The 22,135-nt window shown below is 53.1% G+C and carries 23 protein-coding genes; all 23 read left to right on the forward strand.

What is annotated here, in order from left to right; genetic code table 11:
* Nucleotides 1-54 precede the first annotated feature (54 nt).
* Nucleotides 55-288, forward strand: a complete 234-nt coding sequence (locus tag NA624_RS08230) for a DUF826 domain-containing protein (RefSeq protein ID WP_000705471.1) — start codon at nucleotides 55-57, stop codon at nucleotides 286-288.
* A gap of 226 nt (nucleotides 289-514) precedes the next feature.
* Nucleotides 515-892, forward strand: a complete 378-nt coding sequence (locus NA624_RS08235) for a hypothetical protein (RefSeq protein WP_000495546.1) — start codon at nucleotides 515-517, stop codon at nucleotides 890-892.
* 258 nt (nucleotides 893-1,150) lie between these two features.
* A complete protein-coding gene (locus tag NA624_RS08240) occupies nucleotides 1,151-1,696 on the forward strand; it encodes a terminase small subunit (protein WP_001102153.1) in 546 nt (181 codons plus the stop codon).
* The gene (locus tag NA624_RS08245) at nucleotides 1,668-3,602 is read left to right on the forward strand and encodes a phage terminase large subunit family protein (RefSeq protein ID WP_000623089.1); all 1,935 of its coding nucleotides are present in this window, start codon (nucleotides 1,668-1,670) and stop codon (nucleotides 3,600-3,602) included. Before NA624_RS08240 ends, NA624_RS08245 begins: the two co-directional genes overlap by 29 nt.
* Nucleotides 3,586-3,789, forward strand: a complete 204-nt coding sequence (locus NA624_RS08250) for a phage head-tail joining protein (protein WP_023261960.1) — start codon at nucleotides 3,586-3,588, stop codon at nucleotides 3,787-3,789. The genes NA624_RS08245 and NA624_RS08250 overlap by 17 nt, the downstream gene beginning before the upstream one ends.
* The gene (locus NA624_RS08255) at nucleotides 3,786-5,381 is read left to right on the forward strand and encodes a phage portal protein (protein WP_000817041.1); all 1,596 of its coding nucleotides are present in this window, start codon (nucleotides 3,786-3,788) and stop codon (nucleotides 5,379-5,381) included. The genes NA624_RS08250 and NA624_RS08255 overlap by 4 nt, the downstream gene beginning before the upstream one ends.
* Nucleotides 5,371-6,894 carry a S49 family peptidase gene (locus tag NA624_RS08260; RefSeq protein ID WP_001189501.1) on the forward strand — a complete coding sequence of 508 codons (1,524 nt, stop codon included), beginning with the start codon at nucleotides 5,371-5,373 and terminating at the stop codon, nucleotides 6,892-6,894. Before NA624_RS08255 ends, NA624_RS08260 begins: the two co-directional genes overlap by 11 nt.
* Nucleotides 6,891-7,238: a head decoration protein gene (locus NA624_RS08265; protein WP_000143302.1), complete on the forward strand. Its 348-nt coding sequence runs from the start codon at nucleotides 6,891-6,893 to the stop codon at nucleotides 7,236-7,238. The genes NA624_RS08260 and NA624_RS08265 overlap by 4 nt, the downstream gene beginning before the upstream one ends.
* A gap of 80 nt (nucleotides 7,239-7,318) precedes the next feature.
* Nucleotides 7,319-8,347, forward strand: coding sequence for a major capsid protein (locus NA624_RS08270; RefSeq protein ID WP_001048358.1), 1,029 nt, complete (start codon nucleotides 7,319-7,321; stop codon nucleotides 8,345-8,347).
* Nucleotides 8,348-8,411: 64 nt separating this feature from the next.
* On the forward strand, nucleotides 8,412-8,786 hold the full coding sequence (gene gpFI, locus NA624_RS08275) for a DNA-packaging protein FI (RefSeq protein WP_000201484.1): 375 nt from the start codon (nucleotides 8,412-8,414) through the stop codon (nucleotides 8,784-8,786).
* A 10-nt stretch (nucleotides 8,787-8,796) separates the two neighbouring features.
* Nucleotides 8,797-9,153 carry a head-tail joining protein gene (locus NA624_RS08280; protein ID WP_000083786.1) on the forward strand — a complete coding sequence of 119 codons (357 nt, stop codon included), beginning with the start codon at nucleotides 8,797-8,799 and terminating at the stop codon, nucleotides 9,151-9,153.
* 9 nt (nucleotides 9,154-9,162) lie between these two features.
* Nucleotides 9,163-9,762 (forward strand): phage tail protein, encoded by a 600-nt coding sequence (locus NA624_RS08285; RefSeq protein ID WP_000053602.1) that lies wholly within the window; start codon nucleotides 9,163-9,165, stop codon nucleotides 9,760-9,762.
* The gene (locus tag NA624_RS08290) at nucleotides 9,762-10,163 is read left to right on the forward strand and encodes a phage minor tail U family protein (RefSeq protein WP_001032917.1); all 402 of its coding nucleotides are present in this window, start codon (nucleotides 9,762-9,764) and stop codon (nucleotides 10,161-10,163) included. Before NA624_RS08285 ends, NA624_RS08290 begins: the two co-directional genes overlap by 1 nt.
* 12 nt (nucleotides 10,164-10,175) lie before the next feature.
* Nucleotides 10,176-10,916 carry a phage tail protein gene (locus NA624_RS08295; RefSeq protein ID WP_000729875.1) on the forward strand — a complete coding sequence of 247 codons (741 nt, stop codon included), beginning with the start codon at nucleotides 10,176-10,178 and terminating at the stop codon, nucleotides 10,914-10,916.
* A gap of 47 nt (nucleotides 10,917-10,963) precedes the next feature.
* The gene (gpG, locus tag NA624_RS08300; RefSeq protein WP_000478853.1) at nucleotides 10,964-11,353 is read left to right on the forward strand and encodes a phage tail assembly chaperone G; all 390 of its coding nucleotides are present in this window, start codon (nucleotides 10,964-10,966) and stop codon (nucleotides 11,351-11,353) included.
* A 20-nt stretch (nucleotides 11,354-11,373) separates the two neighbouring features.
* Nucleotides 11,374-11,688, forward strand: coding sequence for a phage tail assembly protein T (locus NA624_RS08305; RefSeq protein WP_001175133.1), 315 nt, complete (start codon nucleotides 11,374-11,376; stop codon nucleotides 11,686-11,688).
* On the forward strand, nucleotides 11,660-14,773 hold the full coding sequence (locus NA624_RS08310) for a phage tail tape measure protein (protein ID WP_000372080.1): 3,114 nt from the start codon (nucleotides 11,660-11,662) through the stop codon (nucleotides 14,771-14,773). The genes NA624_RS08305 and NA624_RS08310 overlap by 29 nt, the downstream gene beginning before the upstream one ends.
* Nucleotides 14,770-15,102, forward strand: coding sequence for a phage tail protein (locus NA624_RS08315; protein ID WP_077906564.1), 333 nt, complete (start codon nucleotides 14,770-14,772; stop codon nucleotides 15,100-15,102). Before NA624_RS08310 ends, NA624_RS08315 begins: the two co-directional genes overlap by 4 nt.
* 137 nt (nucleotides 15,103-15,239) lie before the next feature.
* Complete coding sequence (gene ompC / locus NA624_RS08320; protein WP_000712867.1) at nucleotides 15,240-16,403, forward strand: porin OmpC; 1,164 nt, start codon at nucleotides 15,240-15,242, stop codon at nucleotides 16,401-16,403.
* A gap of 154 nt (nucleotides 16,404-16,557) precedes the next feature.
* On the forward strand, nucleotides 16,558-17,253 hold the full coding sequence (locus NA624_RS08325) for a phage minor tail protein L (RefSeq protein ID WP_001152418.1): 696 nt from the start codon (nucleotides 16,558-16,560) through the stop codon (nucleotides 17,251-17,253).
* A 9-nt stretch (nucleotides 17,254-17,262) separates the two neighbouring features.
* The gene (locus NA624_RS08330) at nucleotides 17,263-18,006 is read left to right on the forward strand and encodes a C40 family peptidase (protein ID WP_000606360.1); all 744 of its coding nucleotides are present in this window, start codon (nucleotides 17,263-17,265) and stop codon (nucleotides 18,004-18,006) included.
* Nucleotides 17,904-18,611, forward strand: coding sequence for a tail assembly protein (locus NA624_RS08335; RefSeq protein WP_031604554.1), 708 nt, complete (start codon nucleotides 17,904-17,906; stop codon nucleotides 18,609-18,611). The genes NA624_RS08330 and NA624_RS08335 overlap by 103 nt, the downstream gene beginning before the upstream one ends.
* A gap of 71 nt (nucleotides 18,612-18,682) precedes the next feature.
* Entirely contained in the window at nucleotides 18,683-22,117 is a 3,435-nt protein-coding gene (locus tag NA624_RS08340; protein WP_439040258.1) for a host specificity protein J, read from the forward strand.
* The last annotated feature ends 18 nt before the right edge of the window (nucleotides 22,118-22,135 follow it).

The following is a 22,135-nucleotide window of genomic DNA, read 5'->3' on the forward strand; positions in this document are numbered from 1 at the left end:
CTGGTTTCCGTACATACCAAAAACGTAACCAGACGCTAAAAACTGGTACACCTCATGAAAATAACCCAGTGGCTGAAAAGCCTCATCCATACGGAGCAAAGAGAAATGCCGGATATGAAAGATATCGTCACCGACGACATGGTGAAAAACGCCCTGCGTTCAGACACGGTAACCACCGCGGTTAAAACGCAGATTAAATCCACACTGGATCAGCAGATTGACGCCGCTGTCGATACCGCATTGACCGATATTCTCGGTAGTGATGCTGATAATACGGTTATGCAGTAGGTGAGATCAGGCATTACAGCAGCCCTTCAGTGAGGGGCTGCGATAATGGTTAATCACAGGGAACATAATCATGGCAAAACCGGACTGGGAGGCCATCGAGACGGCATACCGGGCCGGAGTGACGTGTGAGCGTATTTACAACTCGGTGAGAGAGTCAACTAACAATCCCATAGCTCCGCACTGGCGGGGCTTTTTGTTGTAACAAGAAGACGAAGAAGGAAATACTATGTTTACAGTTAAAACCATCATCAACGGTGTTACGCATATTTGTGAGCAACCATCTATCTCGATAGCCAGGGCTGGTTCTGAAACGTTCGCAGATACTTTAAAACTTACTCATAACTCAGCCAGCCCAGACTTCGCATACTGGCTCCCGGCTATCTATGAAGATCCAGAAATGACCAAAGCGCTGCAGGAGGAAGAACTGGTTATTAGTGACCGTACTGATGTGCTGGATACTGATGCTATTGCCATCATTATTGAGGAATATCCGAGTGAAAATTTCCCCGGCGCGGGTGATGGCTGCCGTTACCAGTTTATCTATCCGGGCGATCAGGTTTATGTGATGAACTCTAATGGTGCCACCATAGAGGCTGTGAAGTAAGCATTACAGCAGGGGCTAATCCGTGGGAGGACATCAATCTTTACGGGTCCTTTCCGGCAGTCAGGGACATTACGGGGCGGCAGCGTCGCAGGATTTCACTCCTTATGAAAATTTTCAGGGAAAAGCCAGATCCGTTCTTCTTATCGTTTATTGACTGTTTTTAAAGGTTTTTTTAGAAAAAAGAAAGGATCTGCTGGATAACGTTTTTAGTTAAAAACGAAGATCGCAGATCCTTTCCTGTTTCCGGGAGACTTTTCCATGAACGTGAACAAAAAAAAACTGGCTGAAATTTTTGGTTGTGACGTCAGAACTGTCACAGCCTGGCAAAGCCAGGGGCTGCCACTTGTTTCCGGAGGAGGAAAAGGTAACGAAGCAGTGTTCGACACCGCGGCAGCGATTTCATGGTACGCGGAGCGTGATGCGTCTATTGAAAATGAAAAGCTGCGTAAAGAGGTTGATGATTTACGTGCCGCTGCGGAATCAGATCTTAATCCCGGCACCATCGACTATGAGCGCTACCGCCTGACAAAAGCCCAGGCGGATGCGCAGGAACTTAAAAATGCTGAGCGCGAAGGGCTGGTTCTTGAGACCGAATTGTTCACCTACATCCTGCAACGGGTGGCTCAGGAAATAGCAGGGATACTGTCAAGGGTACCGCTGGTATTACAGCGCAAATATCCTGATCTGTGCCAGTCACACATCGATGTGGTCAGAACGGAAATCGCCAGGGCGTCAGGCAGGGCCGCCACGATAGCGGATGTGGAGAAGTGGACCGATGATTTCCGGAGAGCGCAGGGCGAATAATGCCAACAGAGCCATAACTAACGGGCTGATAGCGCTTCATATTCCCGTACCGCTTACCACCGTGCAGTGGGCTGATGAGTATTACTATCTGCCAAAAGAGTCCTCCTACACCCCCGGCAAATGGGAAACGCTGCCGTTTCAGGTAGCGATAATGAACGCGATGGGGTATGAACTGATCCGCGTTGTAAACCTCATTAAGTCTGCCCGCGTGGGCTATACCAAAATGTTGCTGGGGGTGGAAGGCTATTTCATAGAGCACAAGTCGCGCAACAGCCTGCTGTTCCAGCCGACCGACTCATCCGCTGAGGATTTTATGAAATCCCACGTGGAGCCGACTATCAGGGATGTTCCTGTATTGCTGGAGCTGGCCCCCTGGTTCGGGCGTAAACATCGCGATAATACGCTTACCCTGAAACGCTTTTCTTCCGGTGTCGGGTTCTGGTGCCTCGGCGGTGCAGCAGCCAAAAACTACCGTGAAAAATCGGTGGATGTGGTCTGCTATGACGAATTGTCATCTTTTGAGCCTGATGTCGAGAAAGAAGGTTCGCCGACGCTGCTGGGGGATAAACGTATTGAAGGTTCTGTCTGGCCTAAATCCATTCGGGGCTCCACACCAAAAGTCAAAGGGTCATGCCAGATTGAAAAGGCGGCAAATGAATCGGCGCATTTTATGCGTTTTCATGTACCGTGTCCGCATTGTGGCGAAGAACAGTACCTTAAATTCGGTGATGGCAGTACGCCGTTCGGTCTGAAATGGGAGAAAAGCAAGCCGGAGACGGTGTATTACCTTTGTGAACATAATGGATGCGTGATCCGTCAATCGGAACTTGATCAGAAAGCAGGCCGCTGGATTTGCGATAACACAGGCATGTGGACACGCGATGGACTGGCTTATTTCAGCGCGTCCGGTGAGGAGGTTCCGCCGCCACGATCCATTACCTTTCATATCTGGACGGCTTACAGTCCCTTTACCACCTGGATACAAATTATTTATGACTGGCTGGATGCGCTGAAAGATCCAAATGGTGTGAAAACCTTTATAAACACCACCCTGGGCGAGCCTTATGAAGAGGCGGTGGCCGAAAAACTCAGCCATGAGCTTTTGCTGGAAAAAGTGATTCATTATGCGGCGCCGGTTCCGGAGCGGGTGGTGTATCTGACCGCTGGTATCGACTCCCAGCGTAACCGTTATGAAATGTATGTCTGGGGCTGGGCGCCGGGCGAAGAGGCTTTCCTTATTGATAAGCAAATTATCATGGGACGGCATGATGATGAAGATACCCTGCAGCGTGTGGATGCCGTCATTAATAAAAAATATCGTCATGCTGACGGGACGGATATTTCCATTTCCCGTATCTGCTGGGATACCGGAGGGATTGATCAGGAGATCGTTTATCAGCGTTCAAAAAAGCACGGCATATTCAGGGTATTGCCCATCAAAGGGGCGTCGGTATACGGAAAACCCGTTATCACCATGCCCAGGAGCAGGAATCAGCGCGGTGTGTTTTTATGTGAAATCGGGACTGACACCGCCAAAGAGATGATTTACGCCAGACTTAAAGAGCCTCCCACCCCGCCTGACTCAGCCTCACCTTACACCTTTCGTTTTCCGGATAATCCGGAAATTTTTTCGGACGTGGAAGCGAAGCAACTGGTGGCAGAAGAACTGGTGGAAAAGGTGGTTAACGGGAAGATAAAGCTGCTGTGGGATGCAAAGAAAAGGCGTAATGAAGCGCTGGACTGCCTGGTATATGCGTATGCGGCATACCGGGTATCCGTCCAGCGCTGGCAACTGAGTCTGGATGCGCTGGCCGAGTCCAGAAAAAGCGAGAATAAAACGGGCCCAACCCTTGAGGAGCTGGCCGCCATGCTTTCGGGAGATCTTAATAATGGCAACAATGGCTGAATTGTATGAAGCACGTGCCGCACTGCATGACCTGATGACAGGAAAACGGGTGGCGACAGTACAGAAGGACGGTCGGCGGGTGGAGTTTACCGCAACCTCCGTCGGCGATCTGAAAAAGTACATAACAGAAATGGAAGCCAGCCTGAAAACGGGAGGGCGTCGCGGTCCGGCAGGGGTGAGATTATGAAACGGGCGCCAGTACTGATTGATGTGAGCGGGGCACCACTGCGTGAAAGTATGGGATACAGTGGTGGCGGTACTGGTTTTGGTGGTCAGTTGACCGACTGGATGCCGGGCGCTGAAAGCGTCGACGCGGCACTGCTGCCTTCGCTACGTCTCGGTAATGCCCGGGCGGATGATCTGGTCAGGAATAACGGCATTGCGGCTAACGCGGTATCGCTTCACAAGGATCATATTGTTGGCCATCTGTTTCTTATCAGCTACCGACCTAACTGGCAGTACCTGGGAATGCGCGAGTCTGCTGCCAGGAGCTTTATCAATGAGGTGGAATCGGCCTGGACAGAATACTGTGACGGTATTTTTGGCGAGATAGACATTGAGGGGAAGCGTACCTTTACAGAATTTATTCGTGAAGGGGTTGGGGTACACGCCTTCAATGGTGAAATTTTTCTCCAGCCCGTCTGGGATGCGGAAACCACGCAACTGTTCAGAACCCGATTTAAAGCCATAAGCCCAAAGCGCATTGATACACCTGGTCACGCTATGGGGAATAAGCAGTTAAGAGCGGGTGTGGAGGTTGACCGGAACGGTAAGGCGCTGGCGTATCATGTCTGCGATGATGACTGGCCGTTATCAGGTGCAGGGCAGTGGACGCGGATACCGAAATATTTGCCTTCAGGACGTCCTGCCATGCTGCATATTTTTGAGCCTGTGGAGGATGGACAGACGCGCGGAGCCAACCAGTTTTACAGCGTAATGGAGCGTCTGAAAATGCTTGATACGCTGCAGGCAACGCAGCTTCAGTCGACGATTGTTAAGGCGATGTATGCCGCAACAATTGAGAGCGAGCTGGATACTGACAAGGCCTTTGAGTACATCGCGGGGATGGGAGGGGAAGGAGTCGCGGATGCGAATAATCCGCTGGTAAGCGTTCTGGCGAGTTATGCGCGATATTATGCCGCCAACAATGTAAAACTCGGCGGTGTAAAAATTCCTCATCTTCACCCAGGTGACGCACTTAAATTACAGACGGCACAGAATGCCGACAGCGGATTTTCAGCGCTGGAACAGGCGCTGCTTCGCTATATTGCAGCGGGGCTGGGCGTCTCTTATGAACAACTTTCGCGGGATTACTCACAGGTCAGTTACTCCAGCGCCCGCGCATCTGCCAATGAATCATGGCGTTATTTTCTGGGGCGCCGGAAATTCATTGCCGGACGACTGGCGACGCAGATGTTTTCCTGCTGGCTGGAAGAAGCGCTGATACGTGGAGTGATCAGAGCGCCACGCGCCCGATTTTCTTTCTGGGAGGCGCGTTCAAGCTGGAGTCGGGCGGAATGGATTGGTGCCGGACGCATGGCAATTGACGGGCTCAAGGAAGTACAGGAAGCCGTTATGCGTATCGAGGCAGGCCTCAGCACCTACGAGAAAGAGCTGGCCATTATGGGTGAAGATTACCAGGATATTTTCCGCCAGCAGGTCAGAGAGTCAGAAGAACGCCGCAGTGCCGGGCTTCCACGCCCGGTATGGATAACCGATACATACCAGCAACAGATTTCAGACAGCAGAAAACCGGAGGAGGAGCAACGTGCAACGTAATCTCCCGCATATACTCAGCCAGGCCACGAACGCCCCGCTGTTACTTGAACCCGCCTATGCGCGGGTTTTCTTTTGCGCGCTGGGCAGGGAGTCAGGCGCTGGCAGCCTGCACATTCCCCAGAACCTGGAAAACCTTGATCAGGCGGGTATGGAGCTTGTTACCGGAAATTATATGTCCGGCGACAAACCACGGGCGCGTTTTTACCAGGTGGTGAATGGTATTGCCGTGTTACCAGTGTCAGGAACACTTGTTCATAAACTTGGCGGGATGCGGCCATTTTCCGGCATGACCGGCTATGACGGCATTACCGCCCGTCTGCAACAGGCAATTTCCGATCCAGAAGTGACGGGGGTGCTGCTGGATATAGACAGTCCGGGCGGACAGGCCGCAGGCGCGTTTGACTGCGCGGACATGATTTACCGTCTGGGACAACAGAAGCCGATATGGGCGCTGATGAATGATATGTCCTGTTCAGGGGCGATGCTGCTGGCGTCTGCATGCTCCCGCCGCCTGGTGACGCAGACTGCCAGAATCGGGTCTGTTGGCGTGGTGATGGCGCATACCAGCTATGCCGGACAACTGGAACAGGAGGGCGTGGAAATCACCCTGATCTATTCAGGGGGGCACAAGGTCGATCTGGATGTAACGCGGGCATTACCGGAAAGCGTCCATGCCGACTATCAGCAGCGAATGGACGAAGCCAGAAAGATGTTTGCCGACAGGGTTGCACAGTATACCGGGTTGTCCGCAGAGGCCGTCATGGCGACGGAAGCCGCCGTCTACGACGGCCAGGCGGGTATTGATATCGGGCTGGCTGATGAAATGGTAAACGCTGCAGATGCCGTTACGGTAATGGCCGCAGCACTGAAGAACAATACAACAGGAGGCACTATGCCGGAATTAACAGCAACAGAAGCGGCAGCGCAGGAAAATCGGCGCGTGATGGGGATTATAGGTTGCTCTGAGGCAAAAGGGCGTGAGGCGCTGGCGCAGATGCTGGCCGGACAACCGGGTATGAGCGTGGCGCAGGCGCAGGGCATTCTGGCTGCAGCCGCGCCGCAGCAGGAAGTTGTCAGCGAGGCCGATCGCATTATGGCGCTTGACGACGCTAAGGGGCGAGAGGGACTTGCCTCCACGCTGGCCGCCATGTCGGATATGACTACAGAGCGGGCAAAAACCATTCTTGCCGCTGCACCGCGTGCCGGTACTACATCCCTCAGCGACAGTATTCTGGCACTGGATGAAGCTAAGGGGCGTGAAGAACTGGCGGGAAAATTAGCGACCATACCTGGAATGACAGTTGAACAGGCTCGCGAGCTACTGGCGGCGGCGCCGGATGCTTCAGGTTCGGGGGGGACGAATATGAATAATGCCTTTGATCAGTTTATGCAGTTACATTCCCCGGCGTCACTGTCAGGAAGTAGCGGTAACAGCAACGATGTTGATACAGATACGCAACTCCTGATGAGCATTCCGGGAACGAGGGCAACAAAGGGCGAGGATAAATTATGACCTTTAAAACGACGACACAACAGCGTGATGAAAACCGTATTTTCGCCGGAAATGATCCGGCATATACCACAACAGGGGCCAGCGGTATTACGGCTGCAACCCCAGCGCTGACACCACTGATGCTGGATGATGCCACAGGGAAACTTGCGGCATGGGACGGACAGAAGGCCGGAGCCGCTGTGGGTGTACTGACCCTGCCACTGGAAGGCACTGAAAGTGTACTGACGTACTGGAAAAGCGGCACATTTGCCACGGAAGCGCTGTTGTGGCCGGAAAGTGTTGACGCCGTTAAAAAGGCAAATGCCTTTTCCGGCAGCGCCATCAGTCATGCCGCACTGCCCTGATAACCGTCCGATAATTACGCAATACACGGCAGGCCGCACAGCGGCCTGTTCTGTTTTTACCGTTCAAAGGAACACGTTTCATGAATTTATTTACCACCCGTCAGTTACTCGGTTACACCGAGCAGAAAGTCAAGTTTAACCCGCTTTTCCTGACCCTGTTTTTTCGTCGCACGGTGACATTCAAAGAGCAGGAGGTCATGCTGGATAAAATTACCGGAAAAACCCCCATTGCGGCCTATGTGTCGCCGGTGGTGGGCGGAAAAGTGCTGCGTAATCGTGGCGGTGAAACCCGCGTACTGCGCCCGGGATACGTCAAACCGAAGCATGAGGTGAATTATTCGCAGGTTGTGGAGCGTCTGCCAGGGGAAGATCCGGCGCAACTGAACGACCCGGCCTACCGTCGTCTGCGTATTCTGACCGACAACCTCAAGCAGGAGGAGCAGGCCATCATCCAGGTGGAGGAGATGCAGGCCGTCAGCGCAGTGCTGAACGGAAAATACATTATGGAGGGCGAGCAGTTCGAGACCGTGGAGGTGGATTTCGGGCGCTCAGCGGCCAATAACATCACCCAGGCCAGCGGTAAAAAATGGTCAGAACAGGACCGTGATACCTTCGATCCGTCATTTGATATCGATATGTACTGCGACCAGGCATCCGGACTGATTAATATCGCCGTGATGGACGGGAAGGTCTGGCGCCTGTTAAACGGCTTTAAACTGTTCCGCGAAAAACTGGATACCCGCCGTGGCTCCACATCGGTGCTGGAAACCGCCGTTAAAGACCTGGGGGCCGTCGTGTCCTTTAAGGGCTGGTACGGCGATCTGGCGATTGTGGTGGCAAAAACCTCATACATCGATAAAGACGGCACTGAAAAGCGCTACCTCCCGGAAGGCACTCTGGTGCTGGGCAATACCGCGGCAGAAGGTATCCGCTGTTATGGTGCTATTCAGGATTCACAGGCGCTCGCGGAGGGCATTGTTGCTGCAACGCGTTACCCGAAGCACTGGATCACCGTTGGCGACCCGGCTAACGAGTACACCATGACGCAGTCTGCGCCGCTGATGGTGCTGCCGGACCCGGATGAATTTGTGATTGTCCAGGTGGGCTGAGAGAACCGACAAAACGGCCCGTAAGGGCCTTTTTTGTGTCATGAAATCAGAAGGATGACCGAAAATGGCAACAAAAGAAGAGAATATCGCCCGTCTGCAGGAACTCGCCGTACAGCTCGGTCGGGAGCCGGATATTTCCGGCAGCGCTGCCGAAATCAGCCAGCGTGTCGCTGAGTGGGAGGAAGAGGCGAGCGGAATGCAAGCCGGGGAAAATGCTGAAACGACGGCCAGTGACCCACAGGACGAGCCGGAATCTGCAAAAAGCAATACCAATCTTTCGGGATTTGCCCTTATCAGGGCGGTCCGCACGCTTCATATTCACGCGCTGGCAGCAGACAGCGATCGGATTCTGGATACCGTTCAGGCAGGGGATTTGGCACGTATTCAGGAAATATATGTTCATGAACTCGCGCGCGACGGACTGATTGTTGCGTTATGAGGGACGCGGTATGTCGCAGACAGACAATCTTTTTGATACAGCCATGTCAATAGCCGATGACACCATTATCAGCGTTATGGGAACTGTAGCGACCATCACGTCAGGCGTACTGGCGGGCACCTCGCTGACCGGGGTTTTTGATGATCCGGAAAGTGTTTCATATGTTTCCGGCGGCGTCAGAATTGAAGGGGTAAGCCCGTCATTTTTCGTGAAATCGTCAGCCTTACGACAACTGAAGCGAGCCGATACCCTGGTGATTGGGGAGCAGAATTACTGGGTGGACAGAATGGGACCGGAAGAGAGTAGCGGAAGCCGGGTTATCTGGCTGGGAACGGGAGACCCACCGACAGATACCCGGCGAAGGTAAGGAGGACGTATGTCACTTAAAGGCCTGGAAAATGCCGTACAGAATCTGAGCAGTATCGACAGACAAATGATACCCAGGGCGTCCGCGATGACGATAAACAGGCTGGCACAGAAGGCTATTTCCTTTGCCACGCATAAAGTCGCAAAAGAGACGGTCGCCGGAGATAACCACCGGCAGGGTATTCCTTTCCGGCTGGTTAAACAGCGCGTCAGACTATGGAAAGCCTCCCCCCGCTTTGATGTGGGAAAACAGTATGCCCGAATCCGTATCAACCGGGGCAATCTGCCCGCCATTAAACTCGGTACAGCGCAGGTCAGGCTGACGCGCAGCAAAGGACAGTTGCTGCGCGGGGGCAGTGTGCTGAAGATTGGGCCGTACCTGTTCCGTGATGCTTTTATCCAGCAACTGGCAAACGGGCGCTGGCATGTGATGAAGCGCATCGAAGGTAAGAAGCGCTATCCCATTGACGTAGTGAAGGTCCCGCTGGCGGCGGCACTGACACAACACTTTGAAGAGGCTAAAAACCGCATCATTGCGGAAGAATTTCCCAAAGAACTCGCCTCATCGCTGAAACAGCAACTCCGGCTACACCTGACCAGGAGACTTTGATGAACAAACATACAGCCATTCGTAACGCCATTCTTGACCGCCTGTCCGAAACATCAGGTGAAGGCGTAACGCTGTTTGATGGTCTGCCCGCCGTTATCGCGCCGGAAGATTTGCCCGCACTGGTGGTCTGGCTGACAGACGCGCAGTACACGGGAGAAGAGCTTGATGAAGACAACTGGAAAGCGCATCTGCACGTTGCGGCGTTCCTGAAAGCAGAAAGTCCTGACCGTGAGCTGGATGACTGGATGGAAGGGAAAATCTATCCGGCCCTCAGAGATGTTCCACAACTGGCTGCTCTTGTCGACACCATGACGCCGGCCGGATATGACTGGCAGCGTGATGGTGACATGGCTCTCTGGGCCATGACGGAAATAACGTATCAGATAACCTACACGATGTAAGGAGAATGAATTATGGCAGCACCTGACCCGCTGAAAAAAGTGAAGGGAGCCGGTACCACGTTCTGGCTGTATACCGGTAACGGCGATGCATATGCGAACCCGCTGAGCGATAACAACTGGCTGAAGCTGGCAAAGGTTAAGGATTTGCAGCCCGGTGAGATGACCGCTGACGCTGAAGATGATAACTACCTGGATGATGAAGATGCCGACTGGAAAACCACCGCACAGGGGCAAAAAAGTGCCGGGGACACCAGTATCACGCTGGCGTGGAAGCCGGGAGAGCAGGGGCAGAAAAAACTGATTGATCTGTTTGATAAGGGCGATGTGGAAGCCTGGCGCATTAAGTACCCTAACGGCACCGTGGATGTCTTTAAGGGCTGGATCAGTTCGCTGGGAAAAACGGTTCAGTCCAAAGAGGCGATCACCCGCACGGTGAAAATTACAGGCGTCGGGCGTCCTCATATGGCGGAGGAGGACACCGCGCCGCCGGTAGCGGTGTCCGGTCTGGTTGTGGCACCACAGGCAACAAACGTGAACGTCGGCGCAACGGTTGATCTGACGTATACCGTGAAACCGGATAACGCCACAGATAAATCCCTGCGCATTGCCACCTCAGATCCGACGATTGCCACGGTTACTCAGGCTGATAACGTTGCAACAGTGAAAGGTGTTAAAGCCGGAACGGCAAAAATTATTGGCATGACGTCAGACGGTAACTTTACCGCCATTACGGATATTACCGTTCAGGCGTAGCCCTCCTTTTCGCCCCGCCTGCCGGGGCCCTCTTACAGGAATAAACCATGTTTTTAAAGAAAGACACGCTTAACTATGGCGATGCTTCCGTTGAGTTGCATGAGCTTTCCGGACTGCAGCGCGTTGAATACCTCGAATATATCCAGCAGCGAACCGCGCAGTATGACGAAGAAACTGCAGATGCGGGCGAGGAAGAGAGGCGAGTCGCCTTTTTGCGAATGGGTATTGATATTAATGCCTGGCTGGTATCCCGCTCATTACAGAATGGCGATCAGACGCGGGATACAGGGAAAACCAGCGATAATATTGCCGCCCTTTGGTCGTATGAGGCGCTGGGAAAAGGGGCTGATATGGTGCTGTCCCTGAGCGGAATGTCCCTCCCTGATTCTGGCGATGAAACGGAAGCGGGAGAGGCCGATTCGCCGGAAAAGCCCTGAAGGCTGAAATTCGTTTTGCCATGCAGCTTGCGCGGGAGTTTGGCAGGGGAGACTGGCGCCGGATGCTGTCAGAAATGAGTGCAACGGAGCTGGGGGCGTGGTCTGAATACTTCAGGCAGTACAGCTTCAGTGATGCGCACCTGGACGCAGAATTTGCCACCCTGAAATCGCTGGTGGCCGGACTGGTGACAGGAACGCCTCACGATGCAGCGGATTTCAGTCTGATGCCGGAGCCTGAACCGGCATTTGAACAAAATGATGACGATATGATGTTTGCAGGCGAAGGCATTTTCGGAGGAGTACGTTATGGACCAGATAGCCAATCTGGTGATTGATCTTTCGCTGGATTCGCAGAAGTTTAAGGACGAAGTTCCGCGTATAAAGAAAATGCTGGAGAACGCTTCCGATAAAGCGGAGATATCAGCACGGCGACAAAAAAATCTTCTGGAGCTCCTGCAGAAACAGGGCAGGGCATATGTTGACGGAAGCGGTACCGTATTCAACGCGACCACCCGACAGAAGCAGGCGCTGATACTGAATTCGCAGGCTTATGATCAGGTGGCTCAGCGCATAGATATTACGCAACGCAACATTGAAGCCCTGAATCAGAAGCTGCGGGAAGAGCAGGCGCAGGCAGCGGCGGTTGCACAGGCTCAGGATGCCGCCGCCGCCGCATTTTACCGTCAGATTGACAGTGTAAAACAGTTAAGCGGTGGTCTGCAGGAGTTGCAGCGTATCCAGGCGAAGGTACAACAGGCGAAAGGGCGTGGTGATATCTCACAGGGAGATTATCTGACGCTGGTATCTGAAACTGTTGCAAAAACACGCGAACTCAGCGATGCCGAAGCGCTGGCCACGCAGAAAAAAGCACAGTTCATTCGCAGCCTGAAAGAGCAGGCAGCAGCGCAAAATCTTTCACGCGCTGAGCTGTTGCGGGTGAAAGCGGCTGAGCTGGGGGTCAGCAGCGCCGCCGATGTCTATATCCGCAAACTGGATACCGCAACAAAATCCACTCATGCACTGGGACTGAAATCAGCGCAGGCGCGCCGTGAAATTGGCGTGCTGATTGGTGAACTTGCACGGGGTAACTTTGGTGCCCTTCGCGGTTCCGGTATCACGCTGGCCAACCGCGCCGGGTGGATTGAAACGCTGATGTCACCGAAGGGCATGATGATCGGGGGTGTTGTTGGTGGCATTGCGGCAGCAGTTTACGGGCTGGGTAAGGCGTACTATGAAGGGACGAAAGAAAGTGAGGAGTTCAATAAACAGCTTATTCTGACCGGGAGCTACGCCGGGAAAACTGCCGGGCAGCTTAATGAGATGGTGAAATCGCTCGCCGGAAACGGCGTTACGCAGCACGATGCGGCAGGCGTGCTGGCGCAGGTGGTGGGCAGCGGTTCATTTCGTGGTGGACAGGTTGAAACCGTAGCCCGCGCGGCTGTTGCCATGCAGAACGCCACGGGCGAGGCGGTGGATAAAACCATTGCAAACTTTCAGAAACTGTATGATTCCCCGACCAGGGCGTCAGAGGAACTCAATAAGCAGCTTCATTATCTGACATCATCACAGTATGAGTACATCTCGTCTCTTGAGCAACGCGGGTTTAAGGAGGCGGCAGGACAGGCGGCAGCAGATGCGTATGGCAAAGCCGAACAACGGCGCAGCCAGCAGATTATCGATAATCTGGGGATTATTGAAAGAGCGATAAGAAGTGCAACAAGCCGGTGGAAGGAATTCTGGGATGCGGCATTAAATATTGGTCGCCCAAAGACAGAACAATATCAACTGGAACAGGTTAATCAGGCGATTAACCAGATTTATGAGGACAGGAAAAAATCCGGAAAATCAGATCTTTTTGATGCCGGGTTACAAAAGCTGCTGAGTCAGAAAAAAGGACTTGAGTTTGTTATTAAATCTCAGGAGGGTTATGCAGAGTCTCAGGCCAAAGCGAAAAAGGCTGACGATAACGTAACCGCATCGCTGATTTATCAGAACAGAATACTGTCTGAAAATCTGTCATGGCAGAAAAAACGTTCAGCAGCGCTGACGGAGTTATGGGCCAATGTTGCAAAAGCACCGGGTAAATGGAGCCAGGCACAGAGAGAAACTGCTGTCGCCCAGATAAATAAGGATAACAAACCGCCTGTAACTCATAAATCACCTGCTTACCACAACGATGAAGCCAGTCGTTTGCTTCTGCAGTACAGCCAGCAACAGGCACAGGTTGAGGGGCAGATAGCCGCTGCGAAACTCTCCACGACCGAAAAAATGACGGAGGCGCATAAGCAGCTTCTGGCATTTCAGCAGCGCATCACTGATTTGTCCGGTAAAAAACTGACGGCAGAGGAAAAAAGCGTACTGGCCCACAAAGATGAAATAGAGCAGGCGTTACAGAAGCTCGATATCTCACAACAGGATTTGCAACACCAGAATGCCCTCAATGAACTGAAGAAAAAGACACTCACATTAACCAGTCAGTTGACGGAAGAGGAGTCCCGCGTCAGGCAGCAGCACGCCATGGCGCTGGCCACAATGGGTATGGGTGATCAGCAGCGCGGGCGATATGACGAGCGCCTGAAAATTCAGCAACAGTATCAGGATAAGCTGGAGCAGCTTAAACGCGACAGTAAGGCAAAGGGGACATATGGCTCTGACGAATACCGCCAGGCTGAACAGGAACTTCAGGCCAGTCTCGATCGCCGGCTGGCTGAGTGGGCGGATTATAACGCAAAAGTGGATACTGCCAGCGGAGACTGGACGCTGGGGGTGTCGCGGGCGCTGGATAACTTTATGGCACAGGGCAGCGACGTGGCAGGCATGACGGAAAACGTCTTCACTAACGCGTTTAACAGCATGGCTGACGGTATCGCAAATTTTACCCTGACCGGAAAAATGGATTTTCGCAGTTTTACGGTCTCCATTCTGGCGGATCTGGCAAAAATGGAGGCCCGTATTGCCGCGTCTAAACTGCTGGGGTCAGTACTGGGTATGTTCGGCGCTGGCGCATCAGCAGGCGGCAGTACACCATCCGGGGCCTACAGTTCTGCGGCGCTGTCGGTTATTCCGAATGCGGACGGCGGCGTGTACCGCTCGGCAGGACTCAGCCAGTACAGTGGCAGTATTGTTAACAGACCGACGTTCTTTGCCTTTGCCAGAGGGGCGGCAGTGATGGGGGAAGCCGGGCCGGAGGCCATTCTGCCGTTACGCCGTGGCGCAAACGGAAAGCTTGGCGTGGTGGCGGCGGGAAGTGGCGGAATGACAATGTTTGCGCCGCAGTATCATATTGCCATTACTAACACCGGGCCGGATCTGGGAGCGCAGGCGATGAAGGCTGTTTACGATATGGGCAAAAAGGCTGCGTCTGATTACCTGCAGCAGCAGGGGCGTGACGGCGGCAGACTGAGCGGGGCATATCGTTGATGAAAACCTTTCACTGGAAAGTTGACCCGGACATGGGGGTGGATTCAGAACCGCAGGTGGCGGTGGTGAAGTTTGGTGACGGATACGAACAGCGACGCGTAACGGGTCTCAACAGTAACCTGAAAAAGTACAGTGTCACCATCCGGACAAAACGGCAGGATGCCGGATATCTGGAGGACTTTCTGTCGGAACATAACGGCGTGAAGGCATTTCTGTGGACACCACCTTACGGATATCGGCAAATTAAGGTTGTCTGCAGGAAATGGAGCGTGAAAGCAGGCTTACTGAAGACGACATTTACAGCAATGTTTGAGCAGGTGGTTGTTTAATTTGAAATTAATTCTCACACTTTGTAATCAAAATGCTAACAATAATGCTGTTTCAGGTCTTTTTGCGGGTGATAGCGTTCGCCTTGTCTTCACAAGACACTTGTTCATGTGAATAGTTCAGTGGCGAGGAATAAAAAATGAAAAAATTCGCAGTGGCAGTAACCGCGGTGGCCGGAGCCGTCATGGCGGCAGGAATGGCTAATGCTGCAGAGATTTATAATAAAGACGGAAATAAGCTTGACCTTTACGGAAAAGTCGATGGTCTCCATTATTTTTCCAGTAATAAAAACAAAGACGGTGATCAGTCTTATATGCGTCTGGGTTTTAAGGGCGAAACACAGATTAATGAGCAGGTGACAGGGTATGGTCAGTGGGAATACCAGATTAACACCAACCGCCCGGAAGATGGAGATACCAGTAATTCTCCACAAAGCTATACCCGTCTGGCTTTTGCCGGACTGTCATTTGGTAATGCTGGTTCCATTGATTACGGTCGTAATTACGGTGTTCTGTACGATATTGGCGCATGGACTGATATGTTGCCTGAGTTTGGTAATGACTCCTATGAAAATTCAGATAACTTCATGACCGGTCGGGCCAACGGGTTACTGACTTACCGTAATAATGGTTTCTTTGGCCTTGTTGATGGTCTGAATTTTGCCCTCCAGTATCAGGGAAAAAATGACGGGAATAACTGGAAGGGTGATACCTGGGATGGTACACCGTTATCCAATAACTCCCGTAAAATTGCCGGACAGAATGGTGATGGTTTTGGGTTGTCTGCAACTTATGATGCAGGCATGGGGATTAGCGCTGGTGCTGCGTATACGAACTCTAACAGGACCAGTGAGCAGAAATACAGGGACGATGGTGGCAACAAGGCTGAAGCCTGGACTGCTGGTCTTAAATATGATGCTAACGATGTTTATCTGGCGGCAAACTATACTCAGACACGTAATATGACCTGGTTTAATATCGCTGACAACAGTCGTATTGGACAGGATAATCAGAAGGATTACGATGGCGATTTTGCCCATAAAACAGATAACTGGGAAATTGTTGCACAATACCAGTTTGATTCTGGTCTGCGTCCTTCTGTAGCTTATCTGCAGTCGCGTGCCCGTAATACCGGCTATGGAGACTTTGATCTGGTGAAATATGCCGATGTTGGCACTACGTACAACTTCAATAAAAATATGTCCGCATATGTTGACTATAAAATCAATCTGCTGAAGGCTGATAACCCGGCAGGTTTGAATACAGACAACATTGTGGCTACCGGTCTGGTGTATCAGTTCTGACAGAACTGTATACCGGAACAGGCGGAGCAAAATAACCCTCGTTCTGCCTGTGCCACTACGAGAGTACTAAGGTACTTTACTTTCATTTTATTAATCCTTTTTCATTTTTGAATATATGGACGCCGCATGGCGTCCTTTTTTATGGGTGAATATTATGCAGGACATACCACAAAACACCCTGAACGAGACCACAAAGACGGAGCAGTCTGCCCGTGCGGATCTGTGGGAGTTTGATTTAACCGGGATTGGTGGTGGACGTTATTTTTTCTGTAATGAGCCAAACGGGAAAGGAGAGCCGGTGACCTGGCAGGGACGGCAGTATGAGCCATACCCGCTACAGGCACAGGATGTTGAGATGAACGGTAAAGGACCGTCACCACGGGTAACGCTTGTCGTTTCCAATCTCTTTGGGCTGGTCACGGGCATGGCAGAGGATCTGCAAAGTCTCGTCGGCGCGTCAGTGGTAAGGCATCAGGTTTACAGCAAGTTTCTTGATGCGGTGAACTTCCGTAACGGCAATCCGGAAGCCGATCCTGAACAGGAGGCGGTAGCGCGCTATAACGTGGAGCAGTTGTCAGAACTTGACTCATCGACTGCCACCCTTATTCTGGCATCACCGGCAGAAACCGACGGTTCAGTGGTGCCGGGGCGTACCATGCTGGCGGACTCATGTCCGTGGGATTACCGGGATGAAAACTGCGGATACGACGGCCCGCCAGTGGCCGATGAGTTCGATAAGCCCACCTCAGACCCGAAAAAGGATAAATGCAGCCACTGCATGAAAGGCTGCAAAATGCGTAACAATCTGGTGAATGCCGGATTTTTCGCTTCCATCAACAAACTGTCTTAACAGGTTTCCATGATTAATGATGACATTCTGACACATGCGAAAAGGTGCACTCCCGCGGAGTCATGCGGGTACGTCGTGAAGACGGCGTTCGAAACAGTTTACCTGCCCTGCGAGAACATTTCCGCTGAACCCGGGATGTATTTTCGCATGTCGCCTGAAGATTATATCCGGGCGTCATTTCTGGGTGAGGTTGTTGCGCTGGTCCACAGTCATCCGGGGGATGGCGGTCAGCCATATCTGAGTACGGTGGACCGTACCCTCCAGATACAAAGTGGGCTGGACTGGTGGCTGGTCTGTGATGAGCGGATACATAAATTCCGCTGCGTGCCACATCTGACCGGGCGGCAGTTTGAGCATGGCGTGACGGACTGTTACACGCTGTTCCGCGATGCGTATCATCTGGCCGGGATTGATATGCCGGATTTCGACAGGGAAGATGACTGGTGGAGTCAGGGTAAAAGCCTCTATCTGGATCACCTGGAGGCGACGGGATTTTACCGGGTGGATCCGGAGGATGCGCAGCCCGGCGACGTGCTGATTTGCTGTTTTGGTTCACCGACGCCCAATCATGCGGCGATTTACTGCGGCAACGGTGAACTGTTGCACCATATTCCGGAGCAGTTGAGTAAACGAGAGAGGTATACCGACAAATGGCAACGACGGACGCATTCGATATGGCGACACCGGCAATGGTGCGAATCTGCCTTTACGGGGATTTACAACGATTTGGAAAGCGTATCAGCCTCAGCATAAAGACGGCGGCGGAAGGCATACATGCGCTGGCGATACAACTCCCCGGATTTCGGCAACGAATGAATGAGGGCTGGTATCAGGTCCGGATTGCCGGAAGCGACGTGGCGCCGGATACCCTTACGGCCAGACTGAATGAACCGTTACCAGCGGGGGCGGTGGTTCATATTGTACCGCGTATGGCGGGAGCAGCGAAAAACGGCATCTGGCAGGTGGTGGCCGGGGCAGCGCTGATTGGCGCGTCATTTATTCCCGGTCTGAATGCTGTAGCGGCGACAGTACTGTTTTCCGCAGGAACCAGTATGGCGCTGGGTGGTGTGGCGCAGATGCTGACACCTGTACCCAAAACACCGACGGTGGGTCAGACAGATAACGGGAAACAGAACACGTACTTTTCTTCCCTGGAAAATATGGTGGCTCAGGGGAACCCGGTGCCGGTGTTGTACGGTGAAATGAAAATCGGGTCACGGGTGATATCGCAGATGATGAGTACCCGGGATGAGAGCACGTCGGGAAAAGTTGTGGTGATCGGGTCCCCGTTACAGGCAAACACCACGTCGCGGCAGGACGGCGGGATTACCAGACCGTCTGTCGTCATCCGGCAGTGATAATCATGACAACATGAGCTGACACACATGACCGCCAATACGGCGGTTTTGTTATTTATGGAGCCAGGATAATGAGCAAAGGCGGAGGGAAGGGGCATACACCACGTGAGGCGAAGGACGATCTGAAGTCCACACAACAACTGAGCGTGATTGATGCCCTCAGTGAGGGACCGATAGTCGGCCCGGTGAACGGTCTGCAGAGCGTGCTGATTAACAACACGCCGGTGGTGGACGCGGACGGTAACAGTAATATTCACGGCGTGACCGTGGTATATCAGGTGGGGGAGACACCACAGTCACCGCTGGAAGGTTTTGAGGCTTCCGGCGCGGAAATAGTGCTGGGTGTGGAAGTGAAACACGATAATCCCGTTACCCGTACTGTTGTCTCAGAAAATATCGACCGGCTACGCTTCACTTTTGGTGTACAGATGCTGCAGGAGACCACGGACAAGGGGGACCGTAACCCGTCCTCCGTGAATCTGCTGATACAGTTTCAGCGTAGCGGGATCTGGAACACGGAATTTGATATCACCATTAACGGCAAGATCACAACACAGTATCTGGCATCAGTGGTGGCTGATAATTTACCGCCGCGCCCGTTCAGCGTTCGCATGGTCAGGGTGACGCCGGACAGCACCACCGACAGGCTTCAGAACAAAACGCTGTGGTCGTCGTATACGGAAATCATCGATATCCGGCAGGGTTATCCTGGCACAGCGGTTGCCGGTCTGCTGGTGGATGCGGAACAGTTCGGCAGCCAGCAGGTCACGCGTAACTACCACCTGCGCGGACGTATTTTTCAGGTCCCCTCAAACTATGACCCGGATACCCGCACATATACCGGCCTGTGGGACGGGACGCTTAAACCGGCGTACACGAATAACCCGGCGTGGTGCACGATGGATATACTGACCCACCCCCGTTACGGGCTGGGCAGGCGTATTGGGGTGGCGGATGTGGATAAATGGGCGCTGTACGCCATCGCGCAGTACTGCGATCAACAGGTGCCGGACGGATTTGGCGGCACGGAACCCCGCATGACGCTTAATGCGTATATGACCAGCCAGCGTAAGGCGTATGACGTGCTGGCAGATTTCTGTTCGGTGATGCGCTGTATGCCGGTGTGGAACGGCAGCAGGATGACCTTCGTTCAGGATCGGCCCTCCGATTCGGCATGGACCTACACCAACAGTAACGTGGTGGGCGGGCGCTTTAAATACAGCTTCAGCGCCCTGAAAGACCGCCATAACGCGATAGAAGTGAGATACACCGATCCGCTGAATGGCTGGCAAACCTCCACGGAGCTGGTGGAAGACCATGCCTCACAGATACGTTACGGGCGCAATCTGCTGAAAATGGACGCGTTCGGCTGTACCTCACGTGGACAGGCGCACCGGACGGGACTGTGGGTGATGATGACGGAGTTGCTGGAAACACAGACCGTGGATTTTTCTGTCGGTGCGGAAGGCCTGCGCCATACACCGGGCGATATTATTGAGGTATGCGACAACGATTACGCCGGGGCGTCGATCGGCGGGCGTATCACTGACCTGGATATTTCCACGCGCACGCTGACGCTTGACCGGGAAATTACCCTGCCGGAAAGCGGCGCCGCCACGCTGAATATTGTCGGGCCTGACGGTACGCCGTTCAGTACGGAGATTCAGTCGCAGCCCGCACCGGATCGGGTTGTACTGAAGGTGATGCCGGAAACCGTGCAGCCATACAGTATCTGGGGACTGAAACTGCCCTCTCTGAAGCGCCGCCTTTTCCGTTGTGTGCGTATTAAGGAGGATGATGACGGCACATACGCCATCACTGCCGTACAACACGTACCGGAAAAAGAGTCCATCGTGGACAACGGAGCGCACTTTGACCCGTTACCCGGCACCACTAACGGGATTATTCCGCCTGCTGTGCAGCATCTGGTCGTGGATACGGATAACGACAGCATTTTGTATCAGGCCAAAGCGAAGTGGGACACACCGCGCGTGGTAAAAGGCGTGCGTTTTGTGGTGAGGCTGACCACCGGCAGTGGGAAAGAGGGCGATCCGGTTCGTCTGGTGACAACGGCGACGACCAGCGAAACGGAGTACGCCTTCCACGAACTGCCACTGGGTGACTACACGCTGACAGTCAGGGCAATAAACGGATTCGGGCAGCAGGGCGAACCGGCGTCCGTGGCATTCAGTATCCAGGCACCGGAAGCGCCATCCACGATTGAGATGACGCCGGGCTATTTTCAGATAACGGTGACGCCGTACCAGGCCATTTATGATGCCAGCGTGCAGTATGAATTCTGGTACTCCGCAACACAGCTGGCGACCGCAGCAGACATTCAGTCAAAAGCGCAGTATCTCGGCACGGGTTCATTCTGGATAAAGGACAACATCAGGCCGGGGCATGATGCGTGGTTTTACGTGCGCAGCGTGAACAGGGTTGGAAAGTCGGCATTTGCAGAGGCGAGCGGACAATGCAGCGATGACGCTGAAGGTTATCTGGCGTTTTTCGACGGAAAGATACAGCAGACTCAACTGGCTAAGGAATTGCTGGATAAAATGGATAACACTGCGCTGAAGCAGGATATAGCCGACATCAGCAAGATCGTCAGTGAGACAAAAAACGAAATCGAGCAGACGGTGAATAAAACGCTGGGTGACCAGTCCGCCACCATTTCGCAAATCCAGAAGGTACAGACCGATACCGACAATAATCTGAACGCGCTGTACATGCTGAAGGTACAGAAAACGAAAGACGGCGTGCCCTATGTCGCCGGGATTGGTGCCGGGATTGAGGATGTTGCAGGTCAGACGCTCAGTCAGATCCTGCTGGCAGCGAACCGCACGGCAATTATTGACCCGTCTGACGGTAATACGGTTCCGATGCTGGTGGCGCAGGGGGGACAGATATTCCTGAATGAAGCGCTGGTGAAATATCTCATTGCGCCGACCATCACCAGTGGCGGGGATCCTCCGGCATTTTCCCTGACGCCGGACGGAAAGCTGACTGCGAAAAATGCGGATATCAGCGGCCATATCAACGCCGTCTCCGGTTCATTTACCGGAGAAATCAATGCCACCTCCGGTAAGTTTTCTGGCGTGATAGAAGCAAAAGAGTTTGTCGGTGATATCTGTGGCTCAAAAGTCATGCAGGGCGTGAGCATCAGGGCGACGAATGACGAGCGCAGTACCTCAACACGGTATACCGACAGCGCCACCTATCAGATAGGGAAAACCATCACGGTGATGGCTAACTGCGAGCGTAACGGTGGCTCCGGCGCCATCACCGTCACGATAAATATTAACGGCCAGGTGAAAACGGCGGAGGTTATGCCGTATACCGCGGGGATTCCGGCCATGTATCAGACCGTCGTCTTTTCGGTCCACACCACTTCACCGGTCGTGGATATCAGTGTCTCTCTGAGGGTTAGCGGACGGTACACCACTGAAGCTTCTGTCTGGCCGCTGGTGATGGTTTCCCGGTCGGGGAACAACTTCACAAACTGACCGGATTTCCGGTCCCTT

Origin of the sequence: Salmonella sp. NW38 (genome assembly GCF_051807745.1) — a bacterium.
GTDB lineage: Bacteria > Pseudomonadota > Gammaproteobacteria > Enterobacterales > Enterobacteriaceae > Salmonella > Salmonella enterica.

Bases quoted from the DNA above. Each gene is read 5' to 3' on its own strand.
- NA624_RS08230 (WP_000705471.1), top strand. From the start codon at position 55: ATGAAAATAACCCAGTGGCTGAAAAGCCTCATCCATACGGAGCAAAGA.
- NA624_RS08235 (WP_000495546.1), top strand. From the start codon at position 515: ATGTTTACAGTTAAAACCATCATCAACGGTGTTACGCATATTTGTGAG.
- NA624_RS08240 (WP_001102153.1), top strand. From the start codon at position 1,151: ATGAACGTGAACAAAAAAAAACTGGCTGAAATTTTTGGTTGTGACGTC.
- NA624_RS08245 (WP_000623089.1), top strand. From the start codon at position 1,668: ATGATTTCCGGAGAGCGCAGGGCGAATAATGCCAACAGAGCCATAACT.
- NA624_RS08250 (WP_023261960.1), top strand. From the start codon at position 3,586: ATGGCAACAATGGCTGAATTGTATGAAGCACGTGCCGCACTGCATGAC.
- NA624_RS08255 (WP_000817041.1), top strand. From the start codon at position 3,786: ATGAAACGGGCGCCAGTACTGATTGATGTGAGCGGGGCACCACTGCGT.
- NA624_RS08265 (WP_000143302.1), top strand. From the start codon at position 6,891: ATGACCTTTAAAACGACGACACAACAGCGTGATGAAAACCGTATTTTC.
- NA624_RS08270 (WP_001048358.1), top strand. From the start codon at position 7,319: ATGAATTTATTTACCACCCGTCAGTTACTCGGTTACACCGAGCAGAAA.
- gpFI (WP_000201484.1), top strand. From the start codon at position 8,412: ATGGCAACAAAAGAAGAGAATATCGCCCGTCTGCAGGAACTCGCCGTA.
- NA624_RS08280 (WP_000083786.1), top strand. From the start codon at position 8,797: ATGTCGCAGACAGACAATCTTTTTGATACAGCCATGTCAATAGCCGAT.
- NA624_RS08285 (WP_000053602.1), top strand. From the start codon at position 9,163: ATGTCACTTAAAGGCCTGGAAAATGCCGTACAGAATCTGAGCAGTATC.
- NA624_RS08290 (WP_001032917.1), top strand. From the start codon at position 9,762: ATGAACAAACATACAGCCATTCGTAACGCCATTCTTGACCGCCTGTCC.
- NA624_RS08295 (WP_000729875.1), top strand. From the start codon at position 10,176: ATGGCAGCACCTGACCCGCTGAAAAAAGTGAAGGGAGCCGGTACCACG.
- gpG (WP_000478853.1), top strand. From the start codon at position 10,964: ATGTTTTTAAAGAAAGACACGCTTAACTATGGCGATGCTTCCGTTGAG.
- NA624_RS08305 (WP_001175133.1), top strand. From the start codon at position 11,374: ATGCAGCTTGCGCGGGAGTTTGGCAGGGGAGACTGGCGCCGGATGCTG.
- NA624_RS08310 (WP_000372080.1), top strand. From the start codon at position 11,660: ATGGACCAGATAGCCAATCTGGTGATTGATCTTTCGCTGGATTCGCAG.
- ompC (WP_000712867.1), top strand. From the start codon at position 15,240: ATGAAAAAATTCGCAGTGGCAGTAACCGCGGTGGCCGGAGCCGTCATG.
- NA624_RS08325 (WP_001152418.1), top strand. From the start codon at position 16,558: ATGCAGGACATACCACAAAACACCCTGAACGAGACCACAAAGACGGAG.
- NA624_RS08330 (WP_000606360.1), top strand. From the start codon at position 17,263: ATGATTAATGATGACATTCTGACACATGCGAAAAGGTGCACTCCCGCG.
- NA624_RS08335 (WP_031604554.1), top strand. From the start codon at position 17,904: ATGGCAACGACGGACGCATTCGATATGGCGACACCGGCAATGGTGCGA.
- NA624_RS08340 (WP_439040258.1), top strand. From the start codon at position 18,683: ATGAGCAAAGGCGGAGGGAAGGGGCATACACCACGTGAGGCGAAGGAC.